Source organism: Paraburkholderia sp. BR10936, assembly GCF_040965735.1.
GTDB classification, from domain to species: Bacteria; Pseudomonadota; Gammaproteobacteria; order Burkholderiales; family Burkholderiaceae; genus Paraburkholderia; species Paraburkholderia nodosa_A.
Genome location: NZ_JBFRCM010000009.1, coordinates 69380 through 88169, shown reverse-complemented (window position 1 = coordinate 88169; position 18790 = coordinate 69380). Strand labels below are relative to the sequence as shown.

Below are 18790 nucleotides of genomic sequence, written 5' to 3'. Positions count from 1 at the left end.
ATCCGTCATCCGCGAATGGAGAACACGACAATGGATGTGCTGTATATCGGGGGGCTGGTGGTTTTCGCCGCGCTCACATACGCGTTGATCGCGGGCTGCGAGAAGCTCATGCAGTACCGCCGCGATCAAGGTGCGAAGGGGGTGCGCCCATGACCTGGATCTTCTGGCTATCGGGGGCGGCAACGCTGTTGCTGTTCGTTTATCTCGTCCATGCGCTGCTGCGCGCGGAGGATATCGAATGAACGCCAACAATCTGCTCCAGGCGGGGATTTTCCTCGTCATTCTGCTCGCGCTCGCGGTGCCTGTATCGGGCTACATGACGCGCGTTCTCGACGGACGCTCGCGCGTCGTGCGGCTCTTTGCGCCGCTCGAAAACTTCCTCTATCGCATCGCCGGCGTCGATCCGCAGGCCGAGATGAACTGGAAGCGCTATGCGCTCGCCACCATCTCGTTCAACGTGCTCGGCGTGGGCTTTCTCTATGTGCTGCTGCGCATTCAGGGCTGGCTGCCCGGCAATCCGCAGCAGTTCGGCGCGATGACGGTGGACGGCGCGTTCAACACGGCCGTGAGTTTCGTCACCAACACCAACTGGCAGGACTACACGCCCGAGCAAACGGTGAGCTATCTCACGCAGATGCTCGGCCTCACCGTGCAGAACTTCCTGTCGGCGGCGACGGGGATCGTGGTCGTGATCGCGCTGATCCGCGGCTTTGCACGCCACTCGGTACAGACCATCGGCAACTTCTGGGTCGACCTCACGCGCACGACGCTCTACATCCTCGTGCCGATGTCGGCGATCATTGCTGGGCTCCTGATGAGCCAGGGCATGATCCAGAACTTCAAGGCGTATCAGGACGTGCCGGTGCTGCAAACCACGACCTACGCCGCGCCGAAGCTCGACGCCCAGGGCAACCCGGTGAAGGACGCGAAGGGCAATCCCGAGACGGTGGACACGAAGGTCACGTCGCAGACGCTCGCCATGGGTCCGGTCGCCTCGCAGGTCGCGATCAAGATGCTCGGCACCAACGGCGGCGGCTTCTTCAACGCGAACTCGGCGCATCCGTACGAGAACCCCACGCCGGCCTCGAACGTCATCGAAATGTTGGCGATCCTGATCATTCCGGCCGCGCTGTGCCTCGTGTTCGGCAATATGGTGGGCGATCGCAGGCAGGGCGTCGCGGTGCTCGCGGTGATGACGGTGGCGTTCGCCGTGGCCGTGGGCGGCGTGCTGTCCGCCGAGCAGTCGGGCAATCCGATGTTCACGACGCTCAACGTCGACCAGCACGGCAGCGCGCTGCAAGCCGGCGGCAACATGGAAGGCAAGGAAACGCGCTTTGGCATCGCGCAAACGGGCATCTTCGTGGTCGCGACCACGGCGGCTTCGTGCGGCGCCGTGAACGCGGCGCACGACTCGCTCACGCCGCTCGGCGGTCTCGTTCCGCTGCTCTTCATCCAACTCGGCGAGGTGATCTTCGGCGGTGTCGGTTCGGGTCTCTACGGCATGCTCGTGTTCGCGCTGCTCGCGGTGTTCGTGGCGGGGCTCATGATCGGCCGCACGCCGGAATATGTCGGCAAGAAGATCGAGTCGTTCGAGATGAAGATGGTCTCGATCGTCGTGCTGCTCACGCCGCTGCTCGTGCTGCTCGGCACCTCGATCGCCGTGCTCTCCGACGCGGGCAAGGCCGGTATCGCCAATCCGGGTGCGCATGGCTTCTCCGAGATCCTGTACGCGTTCAGCTCGGCCGCCAACAACAACGGCAGCGCGTTCGCAGGCCTGACCGTGAACACGCCGTTCTATAACTGGCTGCTCGCCATTGCCATGTGGTTCGGCCGCTTCGGCACCATCATTCCGGTGCTCGCCATCGCGGGTTCGCTCGCGAGCAAGAAGCGCATTGCTGTGACGGGCGGCACGCTGCCCACTCATGGCCCGCTCTTCGTCGTGCTGTTGCTCGGCACGGTGCTGCTGGTCGGTGCGCTCACCTATGTGCCCGCGCTCGCCCTCGGTCCCGGCGTCGAGCATCTGATCATGATGGGCGTGCATTGAACGGGGGCCTTCGCAACATGAGCGAAACGAAAATGAATCAGCATAGTGCAACTCGGTCCATGTTCGATCCGGCGCTGGTGCGCCCGGCCATCGTGGACTCGTTCAGAAAACTCAATCCGCGCACGCAGTTGCGCAACCCGGTGATGTTCTGCGTCTACGTGGGCAGCGTGCTCACGACGATCCTCTGGATCGCGGCGCTCGTGGGCCAGGCCGAAGCGCCCGCGGGTTTCATCCTCGCGGTCGCGCTCTGGCTGTGGTTCACGGTGCTGTTCGCGAACTTCGCGGAAGCGCTCGCCGAAGGACGCTCGAAGGCGCAGGCGGCGTCGCTTCGCCAGGCCAAGAAAGACGTCATGGCCAAGAAGCTCAACGAGCCGCATCCGAAGGCTCCGATCCGCATCATGACGGCGTCCGATCTGCGCCGCGGCGACGTGGTGCTCGTCGAGACCGGCGACACGATCCCGGCCGACGGCGAAGTGATCGAAGGCGTGGCATCGGTGGACGAATCGGCCATCACGGGCGAATCGGCGCCGGTGATCCGCGAGTCGGGCGGCGACTTTTCCTCCGTGACGGGCGGCACGCGCGTGCTCTCCGACTGGATCGTCGTGCGCGTCACGGCGAACCCGGGCGAAGCGTTCCTCGATCGCATGATCGCGATGGTCGAAGGCGCGAAGCGCCAGAAGACGCCGAACGAAATCGCGCTCACGATCCTGCTCGTCGCGCTGAGCATCGTGCTGCTGCTCGCCACCGCGACGCTGCTGCCGTTCTCGATGTTCTCGGTCGAGGCCGCGAAGATGGGCCACGTGGTCACGATCACGGCGCTCGTGGCGCTGCTCGTCTGTCTGATTCCGACGACCATCGGCGGTCTGCTTTCGGCGATCGGCGTGGCCGGCATGAGCCGCATGATGCAGGCCAACGTGATCGCGACTTCGGGCCGCGCGGTGGAAGCAGCCGGCGACGTGGACGTGCTGCTGCTCGACAAGACCGGCACGATCACGCTCGGCAATCGTCAGGCATCGATGTTCCTGCCGGCGCCCGGCGTGAGCGAAGAAGTGCTCGCCGACGCCGCACAGCTCTCGTCGCTCGCCGACGAAACGCCGGAAGGCCGCAGCATCGTCGTGCTCGCGAAGCAGCGCTTCAACATTCGCCAGCGCGACATGCATTCGCTGCACGCCGCGTTCCTCGCTTTCAGCGCCCAAACGCGCATGAGCGGTGTGGACATGCCCGGCCGCGAGATCCGCAAGGGCGCGGCCGACGCCGTGAAGAACTATGTTCAGGCGCATGGCGGCCGTTTCCCCGGCGAAGTCGACAACGCCGTGGACGATGTGGCCCGCCGCGGCAGCACGCCGCTCGTGGTGGCCGAAATGCATGACGGCGCCGCGCGCGTGCTCGGTGTGATCGAGCTGAAGGACGTGGTGAAGGGCGGCATCAAGGAGCGTTTCGCCGAACTGCGCAAGATGGGCATCAAGACCGTGATGGTGACGGGCGACAACCGCCTGACCGCCGCCGCGATCGCCGCCGAAGCGGGCGTGGACGACTTCCTCGCGCAGGCCACGCCTGAAACCAAGCTCGCGACGATCCGCGAACATCAGGCGCAAGGCAAGCTCGTGGCGATGACGGGCGACGGCACCAACGACGCCCCGGCGCTCGCGCAGGCCGACGTGGCCGTGGCGATGAACACGGGCACCCAGGCCGCGAAGGAAGCGGGCAACATGGTCGACCTCGACTCGAATCCGACCAAGCTCATCGAGATCGTCGAGATCGGCAAGCAGATGCTCATGACGCGCGGCTCGCTCACGACGTTCTCGATCGCCAACGACGTCGCGAAGTACTTCGCGATCATTCCGGCGGCGTTCGCTTCGACGTATCCGCAACTGCGCGTGCTCGACGTGATGCATCTGACGTCGCCGTCGTCGGCAATCCTCTCGGCGGTGATCTTCAACGCGCTCATCATCGTGATGCTGATTCCGCTCGCGCTCAAGGGCGTGAAGTACCGGCCCCTCGGCGCCGCGACGCTGCTGCGCCGCAATCTGCTGGTCTACGGCCTCGGCGGCATTCTCCTGCCGTTCCCGTGCATCAAGCTCATCGACATGGTGCTCGCCGCGTTCGGCTGGGTTTGAGCCGCGCAGGCAGACGCCCACGGATAGATACATAGGAAGCCAAAATGAAATCGCAGTTTCGTCCTCTGATCGTGATCTTCGCCGTGCTGACGGTCATCACCGGCCTCGTGTATCCGGCCGTGATGACCGCGTTCGGCCAGGCCGCGTTCCATCACCAGGCCAACGGCAGTCTCGTCGAAGTCGACGGCAAGGTGGCGGGCAGCGCGCTCATCGGCCAGCAGTTCGACGCGCCCCAGTACTTCTGGGGCCGTCTGTCGGCCACGTCGCCGATGCCGTACAACCCGGCGGGCTCGGGCGCCTCGAACCTCGGGCCGACCAACCCGGCGCTCGCCGACGAGATCAAAGGCCGCATCGCCGCCCTCAAGGCCGCGGGCACCGATGTCTCGCAGCCCATTCCGGCCGACCTCGTGACGTCCTCGGGCAGCGGGCTCGATCCCGAGATCTCGCCGGCCGCGGCCGCCTACCAGGTGGCGCGCGTGGCGCAGGCGCGCCATTTGAGTGCGAACGACGTGCAGGCGCTCGTGGACCGCTTTACGAAGGGCCGCCAGTTCGGCCTCTTTGGCGAGCCGCGTGTGAACGTGCTCGAGCTCAACCTCGCGCTCGACGGCAAAGAGGTTAGCTGAGCGGAAACGTCGAGCCGCGCCGCACGCTCGACGCCTCGCGCGTCGCGCGTGCGGTTTGCCATTTCCGTGCCACGGTGAGACGATCATTCGTGCCACAGGTGCAACCTCCGTGAATTTCATCCCGACTTCCGCATGAACCGCCCCGATCCCGACGAACTGCTCGACCGGCTGCAGCGCGACGAAGAAAAACGCCGCCGCGGCAAGCTGAAGATTTTCTTCGGCGCGTCAGCTGGCGTCGGCAAGACCTATGCGATGCTGCAGGCCGCCCGCCGGCGCGCCGAGGAAGGCGTGGACGTGGTGGTCGGCATCGTCGAGACGCATGGGCGCAGCGAGACCGCCGCGCTCACCGCCGGCCTCGACGTGATGCCGCGTCAGCGTATCGCCTACCGCGGGCGGCTGCTGGAAGAGTTCGATCTCGACGCCGCGCTCGAACGCAAGCCGCAGCTCGTGCTCGTCGACGAGCTGGCGCACTCGAACGTGGCCGGCGCGCGCCACATGAAGCGCTGGCAGGACGTCTACGAACTGCTCGACGCGGGCATCGACGTCTACACGACCGTCAATGTGCAGCACCTCGAAAGTCTCAACGACGTGGTGGGGCAGATCACGGGCATTCGCGTCTGGGAGACCGTGCCCGACCGCGTGTTCGACCGCGCCGACGAAGTCACGCTCGTCGACCTGCCCGCCGAAGAACTGCTCGACCGCATGCGCGACGGCAAGGTGTACATGCCGGCGCAGGCCGAACGCGCGGTGCGCAACTTCTTTCGCAAGGGCAACCTGATCGCGCTGCGCGAGCTTGCGTTGCGCCGCACCGCCGATCGCGTGGACGCGCAAATGCGCGAGTATCGTGCCGATCGCTCGATCCAGCATGTGTGGCAGGCGCGCGAGCGCCTCGTCGTCTGCGTCGGGCCGGGGCCCGAGGCGAACGCGCTGGTGCGCGCAGCCGCGCGACTCGCCGCGAGCCTGAAGGCCGACTGGATCGCCGTGTACGTGGAGACGCCGAAGCTCCAGCGTCTGCCCGACGCCGTACGCGAGCGCACGCTCGGCGCGCTCAAGCTCGCCTCCGAACTCGGCGCCGAAACGGCGACGCTCGCGGGCGAGGACGCCGCGACCACGCTGGTCGGCTACGCGCGGCTGCGCAATGTCTCAAAGCTCGTGGCGGGCGGGTCGCTGCGCACGGGCTTGTCACGCTGGGTGAAGCGCCCGTTCGGCGAGCGCCTTGCCGAAAAAGCCGGCGACGTCGATCTCACGCTCGTGCGCGCGAGCGCGGGCGAAGCCGTGCGTGGGGGCAGCGAGCCCGGGGGGGTGGCCAGTGCCGCGACGCGCGCCGCCAACGCCTGGCGCGATGCGCTTGCGGCGGGCGGCGCCGAGCGCTCGCCGCCGCGCGCCTACGGGGCGGCGCTCGTGATCTGCGCGTGCGTGACGCTCGTCGCGAACCAGCTGATCGACCGCATCGATCTCGCGAACCTCGTGATGCTGTATCTGCTCGGCGTGATCTTCGCGGCGACGAAGCTCGGGCGCGGACCGGGCGTGATGCTCTCGTTTGCAAGCGTCGCGGCGTACGACTTTTTCTTCGTGCCGCCGCGCATGTCGTTCTCGGTCTCCGATACGCAATATCTGCTGACGTTCGTCGGCATGCTGCTCACTTCGCTCGTCATCAGCCATCTCACGTCGAGCCTGCGCCGCGAGGCGAGCGTCGCGCAGCGGCGCGAACAGCGCACCGGCGCGATGTACGCGATGGCGCGCGAGCTGGCCGCGGCGCTGACCACGGAGCAAATCGTGGCGATCGGCAGCCGCCACGTGAGCGAGGTGTTCGGCGCGCGGGTGGCGCTGCTGCTGCCCGATAGCGCCGACAAGGTGCAGCAGAAGATCGAGGAGCCCGATCCGAAAATCATGCTCGACGCCGAAAACCTCGACATCGACGTGGGGCAGTGGGTCTACGACCAGCAAAAGCCCGCGGGCAACGGCACCGACACGCTGCCGGCGGCCGTCGCGCGCTATCTGCCGCTCAAGGCGCCGATGCGCACGCGCGGCGTGCTCGCCGTCGTCACACGCGACGCACGGGAGCTGCAGGTGCCCGAGCAGCAGCGCATGCTCGACGCGTTCGCCGCGCAAATCGCACTCGCGCTCGAGCGCGTGCACTACGTCGACATCGCGCGCGACGCGCTCGTCAACATGGAGTCGGAGCGGCTGCGCAACTCGCTGCTCTCGGCCATCTCGCACGACCTGCGCACGCCGCTCACGGCGATCGTCGGCTTCTCGTCGATGCTCGCGCAAACGCACGAGCCCGAGGATGCGCAAGACTCGCGCTCGGGCGAGCTGATCGAGGCGATTCACGACGAGGCGCTGCGCATGACGGGCATCGTCACGAACCTGCTCGACATGGCCCGGCTGCAGGCGGGCAGCCTCAATCTCAATCGTCAGTGGACGCTGCTCGAGGAAACCGTGGGCGCCGCGCTCGCCGCTTGCCGCCGCGTGCTCGCGCGGCACCCCGTGCAGGTGAGGCTGGAAGAAGGCTTGCCGCTGCTTCAGCTCGACGCCGTGCTGATGGAGCGGCTCTTCTCGAACCTGCTGGAGAACGCCGCCAAGTACACGCCCGCCGACACGCCGCTCACCATCGCGGCGCGGCGCGTGGAGGAGGGCGGCCAGCCGTTCGTGCGCGTCTCGATCGAGGACAACGGGCCGGGTCTGCCGCCCGGCATGGGCGAGCGCGTGTTCGAGAAGTTCACGCGCGGCGAGAAGGAGTCGGCCAAGCCCGGCATCGGGCTCGGACTCGCCATCTGCCGCGCGATCGTGGAGGCGCACGGGGGTACAATCGGCGCAGCCAATCGCGTTGCCGCCGACGGCCATGTGGAAGGCGCGACGTTCTGGTTCGCGCTGCCCGTGGAGTCGCCGCCGCCGCTGCCCGCCGATGTGACCGATGCGCCGGAGGCACACGAAGCGCTTGAGCCGCTCGAGCCGCTCGAGCCCGCCGGCGATGCAGAACATGCGAGCGCCGCCGAACCTGTCAGAGGCGAATCCGTCGCACGGATGCCCGCCTCTCAAGAAAACGTCGATCCCAAACCCGCAAATGAGTGACCCGAGCATCGCCGTCGTTCTCATCGAAGACGAAAAACAGATTCGCCGATTCGTGCGCGCAACCCTGGAGGGCGAAGGCATCGTCGTGCACGACGCCGAGACCGGCAAGCAGGGCCTCGTCGAGGCCGCCACGCGCAAGCCCGACCTCGTGATCGTCGACCTGGGCCTGCCCGACACCGACGGCCTCGACGTGATCCGCGAACTGCGCGGCTGGAGCGATCTGCCCGTGATCGTTCTGTCGGCGCGCACCCAGGAAAGCGAGAAGGTGGCCGCGCTCGACGCCGGCGCCGACGACTACCTCACGAAGCCCTTCGGCGTGTCCGAACTGCTCGCGCGCATTCGCGCGCAGCTACGGCGGCGCAACCGAGGCGGGGCGAACGAGGTGCCGCAGGTGAGCTTCGGCGCCGTGAACGTCGATCTGGGCTTGCGCCAGGTCACGCGCGAAGGCGCGCCCGTGCATCTCACGCCGATCGAGTACCGCCTGCTCGCCACGCTCGTGCGCGATGCGGGGCGCGTGCTTACGCACCGGCAACTGCTGCGCGAGGTCTGGGGGCCGTCGCACGTGGAGAGCAGCCATTACCTGCGCATTTACATGGCGCATCTGCGGCAGAAATTGGAGCGCGATCCCGCGCAACCGGAGCACATCATCACGGAGACGGGCGTGGGGTATCGGCTGGTCGGCGTGCAGTAGGGCTGCACTGCGAGCCTGCACTGCGCCGGTGCTATCATTACAGCTCTGTAAGGACGGCCTTACGGATTCTGACGTCATCGGGGACGGCCCCATTTTTTAAATGGAGCGTTCCCCATGTCCTGGTTTCTTCTTCTCGTCGCCGGCCTGCTCGAAGTGGCGTGGGCCGCCGGTCTCAAATCTTCCGAAGGATTCACGCGGCTCTGGCCCTCGGTGTTCACCGTGGTCACTGCCCTGGGCAGCTTCGTCCTGCTCGCCATGGCCATGCGTCAGCTGCCGCTCGGCACCGCCTACGCGGTGTGGACGGGCATTGGCGCGGTCGGCGCGTTCGTGTTCGGCATCCTCATGATGGGCGAGGCAGTGAGCGCCGCGCGCGTGGCAAGCGCCGCGCTGATCGTGCTCGGCCTCATCGGACTCAAGCTTTCTTCGGCCGCCTGATTAAATTCGCTGCGCATACCTCGATGCGGACCTGTGCCGCGGCCGCGCAACACCGCTGCGGCACCGCAGCGAGCGTGGCTATAATGGAACGGTCATAACCCGATAACCCTCCGCGCCGCATGAGCGGCGAGCGTGTGCGCACAGCGCCTGCTCTCCCGCTTTGCGCGTGGAGCGCCGGCGCCCCGGCCGCCCGCGCGAGGAGGCAAGCCATGCTGGAACCACTTTCGCTAGCAGCGGGCCTGTCCTGGGGCAGCGGCCTGCGTCTCTATCTCACGGTGCTGATGGCCGGCGTCTTGCAACGTCTTGGCCTGATCCATCTGCCCGACACGCTTGCCGCGCTCGCTTCGCCGTGGGTGATCGGCATCGCCGCCGCGCTCACGGTCCTCGAATTCCTCGCCGACAAGATTCCCGCGTTCGATTCGCTCTGGGACGCGGTGCATACCTTCATCCGTATTCCGGCCGGGGCCGTGCTCGCAGCCGGTGCGCTCGGCCATGCCGATCCGGCGCTATTGACCGTCGCGGCGCTTGCGGGCGGCACGCTCGCGGGCACGGCGCATCTCGCCAAGGCGGGCACGCGCGCGTTGATCAATCTGTCGCCTGAGCCGGTGTCGAATGTCGTCACATCGAGCGCCGAAGACGGTATGACCTTCGTCGGCGTGCTGCTCGCGCTCTTCGTGCCTGTGCTCTTCCTCGTCATGCTCGTGGCGTTCCTCGTGCTCGCGGCCTGGGCGCTGCCGCGCCTGTGGCGCGGCGTGCAGGGCGGTTTTCGCGGCATGGCGACGCACATGGTTTCGCGGCTTTCGCTGCGAGGTCGTCACGATTGAGCGGCGGCGCGCCTTCTTCCTCCAACGCCAGACCTCCGCGCAGCGAAGGCGGCCCGGGCTTCGTGCAGGCTGAGCCGCCGGGCGCGGCTGGTGGCCCGGCCGGTCCTGGCGGCCCGCGTGCGCCGGTGGCCGTGCGCACCACACCAGGCTGGTCCGATCTCGTGCATCTTGCCGCGCGCATGACGGCGCGCGACTGGCGCGCGGGCGAACTCACCATGCTGCTGTTCGCGCTCGTGCTGGCCGTGGCGGCGCTCGCCAGCGTCGGTTTTCTCGCCGATCGACTGCAGCGCGGCCTTGAGCGCGATGCCCGGCGCATGATCGCCGCCGATTTCATCGTGCGCGCCGATCACCCCGTCGATCCCATGTTCGCGCGCGAGGCGCAGTCGCTGTCGCTGCGCACGGCGACCACGGCGATCTTCCCGAGCATGGTGAGTTCGGGGACGCCACAGGCCGCGGCAGCGGCGGGCGCTTCCGCCGCCCCGGTCGCCACGGCCACTCGTCTTGCTGCCGTCAAGGCCGTCTCGGCGGACTATCCGTTGCGCGGCGCGCTGCGCATCGCCGCGGCGCCGGGTGCACCCGATCACGCGGCGCAAGGCATTCCCCCGCCCGGCACCGTCTGGGTGGACGACGAACTGCTCGACGCGCTCAAGCTCCATGTCGGCGACACGGTGAAGGTCGGCACACGCACCTTCACCGTGAATGCGCTCATCACGAAAGAACTCGACCGCGGCTTTTCGTTCGTGAACTTCTCGCCGCGGCTCATGATGCGCGCCGACGAAGTCGCGTCGACCGGACTGCTCGGCTATGGCAGCCGCGTGACCTACCGCCTGCTCGTGGCGGGCGCCGATCCGGCCGTCGCGCAGTTCGCGTCCTGGGCGCGTGCGCGCGTGGATGGCGGCAAGATGCGCGGCGTCGCGCTCGAATCGCTCCAGGACGGCCAGCCTCAGGTGCGCCAGACGCTCGACCGCGCGCGCCACTTCCTCACGCTGGTTTCGCTCCTGACAGCGTTGCTCGCGGCGGTGGCGATCGCCATGGCCGCGCATCGCTACACGCGCCGCCATCTCGACGCCTGCGCCGCGATGCGCTGCCTCGGCGCGAGCCAGCGCACGTTGCGCACGCTTTTCGTGCTGGAGTTCGCGGGGCTCGGGCTCGTGGGTGGCGCAGCGGGCGTGGCGCTCGGCTACGCGGGTCATCTCGCGCTGCTGGCGTGGCTCGGCAATCTCATCGACGTCGTGCTGCCGCAGCCCGGCCCGTTGCCCGTGCTCGAAGGCATCGCCGCGGGCATCGTGCTGCTGCTTGGCTTCGCGCTGCCGCCGCTCCTGCCGCTCACGCGCGTGCCGCCGGTGCGCGTGCTGCGCCGCGAGTGGGGCGACGAAGGACGCGCCGCGTGGGCGGCCTATGGCGTCGGCATTGCGCTGTTCGCGGGGCTGCTCGTGATCGCGGCGGGGGAGTTGAAGCTGGGCGGCATCGTCGCGGGCGGTTTCGCGATCGGGCTGCTCGTGTTCGCCGGCGTGGCGCGCGCGTCGCTCTGGTGCGCGGCGCGCGTGGCCCGCAGCGGACGCCTCTCCGGGCAGGCGCGCGCGGGCGTGGGTTGGCGCTATGCCCTGGCGTCGCTCGAACGGCGTCCGGGCGCTAGCGCGCTGCAAATCACGGCGCTCGCCATCGGCCTCATGTGCCTGTTGCTGATCGCGATGACGCGCAACGACCTCGTCGAAGGCTGGCGCAAGTCCACGCCGCCCGACGCGCCCAACGAATTCCTCATCGACATCCAGCCCGATCAGCGCGACGCCGTGGCCGCCTGGCTGCGCTCGCATGGCATTGCCGGGGCTGCCGACAGCGATCTCCAGCCGATGGTGCGCGGGCGCCTCATCTCGATCAACGGCAAGCCCGTGAATCCCGACTCGTACAAGAGCGAGGACGCGCGCCGGCTCGTCGATCGCGAGTTCAATCTCTCGTACACGACGAAGCTGCCCGACGACAATCGCATCGAGGCCGGTACCTGGTATGGCGATGCGGCCACGCCGCAGCTATCGATCGAGCAGGGACTCGCGAAGCTCATCAACGTGAAGCCCGGCGACGTGCTCAAGTTCGACGTGACGGGCCTGGAAGTCACGGCGCCCGTGACGAGCGTGCGCAAGCTCGACTGGGGCTCGTTCAAGGTCAACTTCTTCGTGCTGATGCCGCCCGAACTGCTGCGCGATTTTCCGGCGACGTACATCACGAGCTTTCACCTGCCGCCCGGGCAGCGCCAGGTCGTGGACGGTCTCGTGGCCCGCTATCCCAACGTCACCGCGATCGACATCGCGCCGATTCTCGCGCAGATCGAGCGTGTGCTGGAGCAGGTGATCGGCGCGGTGCAGTTCCTCTTTCTCTTCACGCTCGCCGCCGGCGTGCTGGTGCTCTACGCGGCGCTCGCGGGCACGCGCGACGAGCGCATGCGCGAGTCGGCGCTGCTGCGCGCGCTGGGGGCATCGCACCAGCAGGTGCGCGCGGTGCAGGTGGCCGAATTCGTTTCCGTGGGTGCGCTCGCGGGGCTCATGGCGGCAATCGGCGCGCAGGCGGTGGGCTCGGTGCTCGCCACGCACGTGTTTCTCTTCTATCTTCCGTTCGATCCGTGGCTCCTGCCTGCGGGCATCGCCGCAGGGGTGGTGTGCGCGGGCGTGGGCGGGTGGATCAGCTTGCGGCACGTGCTCGCGCGGCCGGCGCTGCAGTCGCTGCGCGACGCGTAGTGCAGCAGCCCGCCGCCGCCCGCCACGCGCCGCTGTGCGAAAATCAACGATCTACGGCAGTGCGCTGCCGTCCCTCTTTTTTCCCGATTCAACCGTATGACCGATCCAGCCGACGAAGCGCCGCAGAAACCCACGGCCTTCGAACTCGTCGGCGGCGAGGCGCGCGTGCGCGAGCTCGTCGACCGTTTCTATGACCTGATGGACCTCGAGGCCGATTTCGCGGGCATCCGCGCGATGCATCCGCAAACGCTCGACGGTTCGCGCGACAAGCTGTTCTGGTTTCTCTGCGGCTGGCTTGGCGGCCCGGACCACTACATCGAACGCTTCGGCCATCCGCGCCTGCGCGCGCGCCATTTGCCGTTCGCGATCGCCTCGTCCGAGCGCGACCAGTGGCTGCGCTGCATGGCCTGGGCGATGGAAGACGTGGGCCTGGCGGAACCGTTGCGCGAGCGCCTGCTGCACTCGTTCTTCGATACCGCCGACTGGATGCGCAATCATCCGGGCTGATTGACTGGGCCCGATTGTGCCGGTCCCTGCGCCGGTACAGTCAGGCGCTCACGCATCGCGGCCGTCCGGCGGGGCGTTTCGCCTCGCGGCCATAATGGCCCTTTGGCGGGCGTCCGGCTTTGAGCGGCTCGCCGTACGCAAAACAAGGAGACACCCACGATGACGACCACCCGCGCGCTCTTTCGCGAAGACGCCTATCTCACGCAGTGCGAAGCGACCGTGCTTGCCGTTGGCGAGGACGGCGTGCGACTCGACCAGACCGTGTTCTATCCGCTCGGCGGCGGCCAGGCCGGCGACGCCGGCGCGCTGGTGCTCGCCGACGGTACGCGCATCGAGATCGCCGACACGCGCAAGGCGAAGTTCGAAGGCGCGACGCCCGACGACGCGCTCCATGTTCCCAAGCCCGGCCAGGAGGCGCTGCTCGCGCGTCTCAGCGCGGGCGAGCGCGTGCGCGCCGAGATCGACTGGGCGCGCCGTCACCGGCACATGCGATTGCATACGGCGAGCCATCTGATGTGCGCGGTCCTGCCATATCCCGTGGACGGCTGCAGCATCACGACCGACTATGCGCGCCTCGATTTCGCGACCGTCGAGCCGATCGAGCGCGAGATGGTGGAGGCGCGGCTCGCCGAACTCGTGTCGGGCGCGCACGCGGTGGCGACCGAATGGATCACCGACGAGGAAATGGCACAACGCCCCGAACTCGTGCGCACGATGAGCGTGAAGCCGCCGATGGGCCTGGGCCGTGTGCGGCTGTTGCGTATCGATAACGTCGATTTGCAGCCCTGCGGCGGCACGCATGTGCGCAATACGCAGGAAATCGGTGCGCTGCGGGTGGCGAAGCTCGAGAAGAAGAGCGCGCGCACGCGGCGTCTCGTGCTGGAACTGGCGTCATGACTCTCGACGCGCGTGCGCGCGAGGTGCTCGACTTCTGGTTCGGCGCGCCGGGTTCGGAGGAGTTCGGCCGCGAGCGCAAGATGTGGTTCCGCAAGAACGCCGCGTTCGACGCCAGGCTGCGCGAACGCTTCGGCGCGCTGCTCGACGCCGCGTGTGCAGGCGAGCTCGACGCATGGTGCGAGACGCCCGAAGGCGCGCTCGCGCTCGTGATCGTGCTCGACCAGTTCTCGCGCAACTGCCACCGCGGCACGCCGCGTGCATTCTCCGCGGACGACAAGGCGCTCGGCATCGCGCGCAGGATGGTGGCGAACGGCGCGGATCTGCGCCTGCCCACGCTGCAGCATCGCTCCTTCGCTTATCTACCGTTCGAACACGCCGAAAGCGCCGAAGCGCAGCGCGAATCGCTGCGTCTGTTCGGCGAGTTGGCGAAGGATCCCGAGGGCAAGGGCTACTACGATTACGCGGTGCGCCACGCGCAGATCATCGAGCGCTTTGGGCGCTACCCGCATCGCAACGTGCAATTGGGCCGCGATTCCACCGACGAAGAAGCCGCTTTTTTGCGCGAGCGGGGTTCGTCGTTCTAGCAAAAGCCAGCGCGCGAGTTCAGCGTCCGCCGCTCACGTCGAGCAGGGCGCCTGTGACATACGAGGCCGCGTCGCTGAGCAACCACACGATCGTTTGTGCGACTTCGTCGGCGCTGCCGGGCCGGCCGAGCGGCGTTTGCGCGCCGAGCACGGCCGCGCGGTCGGGGCGGCCGCCGCTCGCGTGGATTTCGGTGTCGATGAGGCCGGGGCGCACCGCGTTCACGCGCACGCCCTGCGGGCCGAGTTCCTTGGCGAGCCCGATCGTCATCGTGTCGACCGCGCCTTTGGACGACGCATAGTCCACATATTCGTTGGGCGAGCCAAGCCGCGCGGCAGCCGAAGAAACATTGACGATCGAGCCGCCGTCGCCGCCGCGATCCTTCGACATGCGCCGCGCCGCTTCGCGTGCGCACAAAAACGCGCCGTACACGTTCACGTCGAACATGCGCTTCAGACGCTCGGCGCTCATGTCGGCGACCTGGCTGCCGGGCGCCACGATGCCCGCGTTGTTCACGAGCGCATCGATACGGCCATAGGCCGATTCGAGCGCGTCGAACATCGCGACGACGTCTGCCTCGCTCGCGACGTCGCCGCGCAGCACGCGCGCGTGGCCGCCCGCGCGGCCGACTTCGGCGGCGGTTTCGTCGGCGGCCGGTTCGTTGTGCAGATAGTTGACGCCCACGGTCCAGCCGTATGCGCCGAGCAGGCGCGCCGTCGCGCGGCCGATGCCGCGGCTCGCGCCGGTGATCAGGACAACCTTGCTCATCGCGATGTACTCGTCATGGAGGTAACTGCGCGTGGTGCCTGCGGATTGTCGGGCGAACGGCGCGATGCGGCCGGGTCAAACGTTCTCGCGCAAATCCGCCCACTTGTCCTTCGTGGGCGCGTGGTAACGCTTGAGCCTGGCGATCAGCGCCACGGGATCGCCGTCGGTTTGCAGCATGTCGCGGTAGGTCTGGCGCATGAAGCCTTCGCGCACCGTGTGATCGAGCAGCGCCATGAGCGGATCGTAAAAGCCGCCGATGTTCAGCACGCCCACCGGCTTGCGGTGATAGCCGAGCTGCGCCCACGTATAGACCTCGAACAGCTCTTCGAGCGTGCCCGCGCCGCCCGGCATCGCGACGAAGGCGTCGGAGAGGTCGGCCATCATCTTCTTGCGGTGGTGCATGTCGGGCACGACATGCAGCTCGGTGAGGCCCACATGGCCCACTTCCTTGTCCACCAGCAGCTTGGGGATCACGCCGATGGCGCGGCCGCCGCCCTCCATCACGGTGTCGGCGATCACGCCCATCAGGCCGACCTTGCCGCCGCCATAGACGAGCGCGAGGTTCGAGGCGACGAGCGCGCGGCCGAATGCCTGTGCGGCTTCGGTGTACACCGGATTGGCTCCGGGCGAGGAGCCGCAATATACGCAGACTGCTTTCATTCGGCTTTTGCCTTTATTCGCGGTTGTCCTTGGCGGCGCCCGCGCCTTCGCGCGGCGGCAGGTAGTCGTAGAACTCGCGTTTGGCGAGCTTGCCCGAGACGAGATCGTCGAACAGCTCGCGCGCGCGGCCGCGCAGATACGGTGCCATCAGCGAGACGATCTGCACGCTGACCTGGTGCAGCTCGTCGCGAATCGCTTCCTGGTCGTTGTACTTGCGCGGATTCATCACGAACTGGTACGAGAGCCAGTAGGTGGCGATCACGCCGATATTGGTCGAGATCACGTCGATCTCGGCGGGCGTGGCGACCATGTCGCCGTCTTCCACGAGCTGCTCGCAGAACTGCTTCGCGAAGTGCACCTTGTGGCTGATGATCTGCTTGAAGTGCATCTCCAGCGTGCGGTTGCGCGCGAGCAGGTCGTTCAGGTCGCGATAGAGAAAGCGGTAGCGCCACGTGAAGTCGACCATGTACTGCAGGTACGCCCACATCTCGTCGATGGTGGCGCGATGGTCCTCGGGGAAGCGCAGACGCTTTTCGATCTCCTGCTCGAACTGGCTGAAGATGCTGTTGATGATGTCGTCTTTGTTGCGGAAGTGGTAGTACAGGTTGCCTGGACTGATCTCCATTTCCTCGGCGATGGTCGTCGTGGTGACGTTCGGCTCGCCTATCTCGTTGAACAGCTTCAGCGACAGCTCGAGAATCCGTTCGCGTGTACGGCGGGGAGGTTTGGCATCCATGTCGTCCGGCCCTGAAAATGCAGTGCCGGGCTCAGGCGCCCGCTCGTATGTTGCGGTGCGCGCGGCCCGGACGCGGTTGGTCGTTATAAGACTGTCGTTCGATTATAAACCGACGGCCCGCGCGCACCGACAGCTTGCGCCTGTCAGATGCCGGGGAGCGTGGCGAGGCCGCCGCGGACTGGGGGCATGGGGCGCTAGAGTACGCCGATTCCGTGCAACAGCAGCGGGCCGAAACGGGGCACGAGAATCAGTCCCCAGGTCAGGACGCAGAGCAGCAAGGCGAGCGTCACCGCCGCGCTGCCCAGGTCCTTGGCGCGGCCCGAGAGCTCGTTGCGCTCGAGGCCGATGCGGTCCACCGCGTTCTCGATGCTCGAATTGAGCAGCTCGACGATCAGCACGAGGATCACCGAGCCGAGCAGCAGTACGCGCTCGACGGGCTCGACCGGAATGAACACGCCGATCGGCACGAGGATGGCCGCGAGCGTGAGCTCCTGGCGAAATGCGCTTTCCTCGCGGATGGCGGCGCGAAAGCCCTTGATCGAGTACTTGAGCGCCTTCCATGCCCGGGTGATGCCGCGGTTGCCCTTGTAGGGGTTGAAGGGCAGCGGGGCGAGTGGATCGTCGGGGCCGAGCGGTTCGTGCAGATGCGGCGGCTCGGGCGGTTCCGGTGCGGCCGCGCGTGGCGCAGCGGGCCCGGTGGGCTTGGCTGGCTCGCTTGCCGATGCCGGTGCGGCTGGCGGCGCAACGCCAGATGCGGCCGCGGCGGCAGCGCTCGCGCGCGGATCGAGCGCTTCGGCGGCGCGTGCGGCGCGCGTAGAGCCGCCGGCACGCTGGCTGGCTGGCGCATTGGAACTGCGTGCGCCCTGGGCGCTATGCGGCGGTAACGGAGGACGTGGCGTCATGGTCGTGCCAGGTAGTACCCCAGTATCGCACGCGTGCGACGCGGTTGCGCCGAGGCCGTCCGTGTCCCCGGCGCGCTCGCGGACAATCGAAGCGCGCACCATAGCCGGCCCCGCGCTCAGGCTGCGGCGCTGGACGGCTCCATCGTCGCGCGCGAGCGCGGCTTCAGATGCGCCGCGAACTGCTCGGAGGCGGCGCGCCACGAGAAGCGCTCGGCCCAGGCGCGCGCCTCGGCGCGGTCGATCTTCAACGCTTCGAGGCACGCTTCGCGCAGGTCTTCGTTCATCGAACCCGCGCCGCCCGTGCCCAGCACGTCGATCGGGCCTGTCACCGGGTAGGCGGCCACGGGCGTACCGCATGCGAGCGCTTCGAGCAGCACGAGACCGAAGGTGTCGGTGCGGCTCGGGAACACGAAGACGTCGGCGGCCGCGTAGACCTTCGCAAGCTCGGGCTGGCTCAGGACACCCAGGTAATTCGCCTGGGGATAGCGCGACTTCAGTTCGGCGAGCGCCGGGCCTTCGCCGCACACCCATTTCGAGCCGGGCAGATCGAGCTTGAGAAACGCCTCGACGTTCTTCTCCACGGCCACGCGGCCCACATACAGGAAGATGGGGCGCGCCGTGTTCAGCACCTTGGATTCCATCGGCCGGAAGATGTCGAGGTCCACGCCGCGCGTCCACAGCACGACGTTCGTGAAGCCGAACTTCTCGAGGTCGGTCTTCACGACGGGCGTGGGCGCCATCACCGCGAGCGAAGGCTTGTGGAACCAGCGCAGGAAGCGGTACGTCGCCGAGAGCGGAATGCCGAAGCGCGCCTGCACGTACTCGGGAAAGCGCGTGTGATAAGCGGTCGTGAACGGCAGGTCGTGGTCGATCGCGTAGCGGCGCGCGGCGAGTCCGAGCGGACCTTCGGTCGCGATGTGGATTGCATCGGGCCCGAATGCGCTGATGCGTTCGTGCAGATGCCGCTTCGGAAACAGCGAGAGCTTGATTTCCGGGTAGGTGGGGCACGGTATCGTGCGGAACTCCAGCGGCGTAAGCAGTTCGACCTGATGGCCGAGCGCGATGAGTTCGCGCGTCGTGTTCTTCAGGGTTCGAACTACGCCGTTGACCTGCGGCTCCCATGCATCGGTCACGATCATTACTTTCATCGGTCGTCGGCCCTCTCGTCGTTCGGTAGTGCGGTTATGGCTGCTGCGTAAC

General features: G+C 67.5%; 18 protein-coding genes. 13 read left to right on the top strand and 5 right to left on the bottom strand.

The window, feature by feature from the left end:
* Positions 1–30: 30 nt before the first annotated feature.
* From AB4Y36_RS19875 to AB4Y36_RS19815, 13 genes are all read left to right on the top strand, one after another.
* Positions 31–153 (top strand): potassium ABC transporter ATPase, encoded by a 123-nt coding sequence (locus tag AB4Y36_RS19875; protein ID WP_069265305.1) that lies wholly within the window; start codon positions 31–33, stop codon positions 151–153.
* Positions 150–242, top strand: coding sequence for a K(+)-transporting ATPase subunit F (gene kdpF, locus AB4Y36_RS19870; RefSeq protein WP_027819619.1), 93 nt, complete (start codon positions 150–152; stop codon positions 240–242). Before AB4Y36_RS19875 ends, kdpF begins: the two co-directional genes overlap by 4 nt.
* A complete protein-coding gene (kdpA, locus tag AB4Y36_RS19865) occupies positions 239–2044 on the top strand; it encodes a potassium-transporting ATPase subunit KdpA (RefSeq protein ID WP_368683895.1) in 1806 nt (601 codons plus the stop codon). The genes kdpF and kdpA overlap by 4 nt, the downstream gene beginning before the upstream one ends.
* Before the next feature lie 32 nt (positions 2045–2076).
* On the top strand, positions 2077–4161 hold the full coding sequence (gene kdpB, locus AB4Y36_RS19860) for a potassium-transporting ATPase subunit KdpB (RefSeq protein ID WP_368683894.1): 2085 nt from the start codon (positions 2077–2079) through the stop codon (positions 4159–4161).
* A gap of 44 nt (positions 4162–4205) precedes the next feature.
* On the top strand, positions 4206–4784 hold the full coding sequence (gene kdpC / locus AB4Y36_RS19855; RefSeq protein ID WP_368683893.1) for a potassium-transporting ATPase subunit KdpC: 579 nt from the start codon (positions 4206–4208) through the stop codon (positions 4782–4784).
* Positions 4785–4916: 132 nt separating this feature from the next.
* Positions 4917–7859: a DUF4118 domain-containing protein gene (locus AB4Y36_RS19850; protein WP_368683892.1), complete on the top strand. Its 2943-nt coding sequence runs from the start codon at positions 4917–4919 to the stop codon at positions 7857–7859.
* Positions 7852–8550, top strand: coding sequence for a two-component system response regulator KdpE (kdpE, locus tag AB4Y36_RS19845; RefSeq protein WP_069265302.1), 699 nt, complete (start codon positions 7852–7854; stop codon positions 8548–8550). The genes AB4Y36_RS19850 and kdpE overlap by 8 nt, the downstream gene beginning before the upstream one ends.
* A gap of 114 nt (positions 8551–8664) precedes the next feature.
* Complete coding sequence (gene sugE, locus AB4Y36_RS19840) at positions 8665–8985, top strand: quaternary ammonium compound efflux SMR transporter SugE (RefSeq protein ID WP_069265301.1); 321 nt, start codon at positions 8665–8667, stop codon at positions 8983–8985.
* A 209-nt stretch (positions 8986–9194) separates the two neighbouring features.
* Positions 9195–9809: a DUF4126 domain-containing protein gene (locus tag AB4Y36_RS19835; protein ID WP_069265300.1), complete on the top strand. Its 615-nt coding sequence runs from the start codon at positions 9195–9197 to the stop codon at positions 9807–9809.
* A gap of 179 nt (positions 9810–9988) precedes the next feature.
* Positions 9989–12538, top strand: coding sequence for an ABC transporter permease (locus AB4Y36_RS19830; RefSeq protein WP_368683975.1), 2550 nt, complete (start codon positions 9989–9991; stop codon positions 12536–12538).
* A 96-nt stretch (positions 12539–12634) separates the two neighbouring features.
* Positions 12635–13045, top strand: coding sequence for a group II truncated hemoglobin (locus AB4Y36_RS19825; protein WP_069265299.1), 411 nt, complete (start codon positions 12635–12637; stop codon positions 13043–13045).
* A 159-nt stretch (positions 13046–13204) separates the two neighbouring features.
* Entirely contained in the window at positions 13205–13942 is a 738-nt protein-coding gene (locus AB4Y36_RS19820; protein ID WP_069265298.1) for an alanyl-tRNA editing protein, read from the top strand.
* Positions 13939–14526, top strand: a complete 588-nt coding sequence (locus AB4Y36_RS19815) for a DUF924 family protein (protein ID WP_368683891.1) — start codon at positions 13939–13941, stop codon at positions 14524–14526. The genes AB4Y36_RS19820 and AB4Y36_RS19815 overlap by 4 nt, the downstream gene beginning before the upstream one ends.
* A 19-nt stretch (positions 14527–14545) precedes the next feature.
* On the opposite strand, the gene AB4Y36_RS19810 is transcribed toward AB4Y36_RS19815, so the two are convergent.
* The 5 genes from AB4Y36_RS19810 to AB4Y36_RS19790 form a co-directional block, all read right to left on the bottom strand.
* Entirely contained in the window at positions 14546–15292 is a 747-nt protein-coding gene (locus AB4Y36_RS19810; protein ID WP_368617020.1) for an SDR family oxidoreductase, read from the bottom strand.
* Positions 15293–15367: 75 nt separating this feature from the next.
* The gene (locus tag AB4Y36_RS19805) at positions 15368–15952 is read right to left on the bottom strand and encodes a TIGR00730 family Rossman fold protein (RefSeq protein WP_368617021.1); all 585 of its coding nucleotides are present in this window, start codon (positions 15950–15952) and stop codon (positions 15368–15370) included.
* Between the two features lie 13 nt (positions 15953–15965).
* A complete protein-coding gene (locus AB4Y36_RS19800) occupies positions 15966–16688 on the bottom strand; it encodes a TetR/AcrR family transcriptional regulator (RefSeq protein WP_069265294.1) in 723 nt (240 codons plus the stop codon).
* A gap of 194 nt (positions 16689–16882) precedes the next feature.
* Complete coding sequence (locus AB4Y36_RS19795) at positions 16883–17590, bottom strand: diacylglycerol kinase (RefSeq protein ID WP_368683890.1); 708 nt, start codon at positions 17588–17590, stop codon at positions 16883–16885.
* A 116-nt stretch (positions 17591–17706) separates the two neighbouring features.
* A complete protein-coding gene (locus AB4Y36_RS19790) occupies positions 17707–18738 on the bottom strand; it encodes a glycosyltransferase family 1 protein (RefSeq protein ID WP_069265293.1) in 1032 nt (343 codons plus the stop codon).
* Positions 18739–18790 lie beyond the last annotated feature (52 nt).

Bases quoted from the DNA above. Each gene is read 5' to 3' on its own strand.
- AB4Y36_RS19830 (WP_368683975.1), top strand. From the start codon at position 9,989: ATGACGGCGCGCGACTGGCGCGCGGGCGAACTCACCATGCTGCTGTTC.
- kdpE (WP_069265302.1), top strand. From the start codon at position 7,852: ATGAGTGACCCGAGCATCGCCGTCGTTCTCATCGAAGACGAAAAACAG.
- AB4Y36_RS19795 (WP_368683890.1), bottom strand. From the start codon at position 17,590: ATGACGCCACGTCCTCCGTTACCGCCGCATAGCGCCCAGGGCGCACGC.
- AB4Y36_RS19805 (WP_368617021.1), bottom strand. From the start codon at position 15,952: ATGAAAGCAGTCTGCGTATATTGCGGCTCCTCGCCCGGAGCCAATCCG.
- kdpC (WP_368683893.1), top strand. From the start codon at position 4,206: ATGAAATCGCAGTTTCGTCCTCTGATCGTGATCTTCGCCGTGCTGACG.
- sugE (WP_069265301.1), top strand. From the start codon at position 8,665: ATGTCCTGGTTTCTTCTTCTCGTCGCCGGCCTGCTCGAAGTGGCGTGG.
- AB4Y36_RS19820 (WP_069265298.1), top strand. From the start codon at position 13,205: ATGACGACCACCCGCGCGCTCTTTCGCGAAGACGCCTATCTCACGCAG.
- AB4Y36_RS19800 (WP_069265294.1), bottom strand. From the start codon at position 16,688: ATGGATGCCAAACCTCCCCGCCGTACACGCGAACGGATTCTCGAGCTG.
- kdpF (WP_027819619.1), top strand. From the start codon at position 150: ATGACCTGGATCTTCTGGCTATCGGGGGCGGCAACGCTGTTGCTGTTC.
- AB4Y36_RS19875 (WP_069265305.1), top strand. From the start codon at position 31: ATGGATGTGCTGTATATCGGGGGGCTGGTGGTTTTCGCCGCGCTCACA.
- kdpB (WP_368683894.1), top strand. From the start codon at position 2,077: ATGAATCAGCATAGTGCAACTCGGTCCATGTTCGATCCGGCGCTGGTG.
- AB4Y36_RS19790 (WP_069265293.1), bottom strand. From the start codon at position 18,738: ATGAAAGTAATGATCGTGACCGATGCATGGGAGCCGCAGGTCAACGGC.
- AB4Y36_RS19835 (WP_069265300.1), top strand. From the start codon at position 9,195: ATGCTGGAACCACTTTCGCTAGCAGCGGGCCTGTCCTGGGGCAGCGGC.
- AB4Y36_RS19825 (WP_069265299.1), top strand. From the start codon at position 12,635: ATGACCGATCCAGCCGACGAAGCGCCGCAGAAACCCACGGCCTTCGAA.
- kdpA (WP_368683895.1), top strand. From the start codon at position 239: ATGAACGCCAACAATCTGCTCCAGGCGGGGATTTTCCTCGTCATTCTG.
- AB4Y36_RS19810 (WP_368617020.1), bottom strand. From the start codon at position 15,292: ATGAGCAAGGTTGTCCTGATCACCGGCGCGAGCCGCGGCATCGGCCGC.
- AB4Y36_RS19850 (WP_368683892.1), top strand. From the start codon at position 4,917: ATGAACCGCCCCGATCCCGACGAACTGCTCGACCGGCTGCAGCGCGAC.
- AB4Y36_RS19815 (WP_368683891.1), top strand. From the start codon at position 13,939: ATGACTCTCGACGCGCGTGCGCGCGAGGTGCTCGACTTCTGGTTCGGC.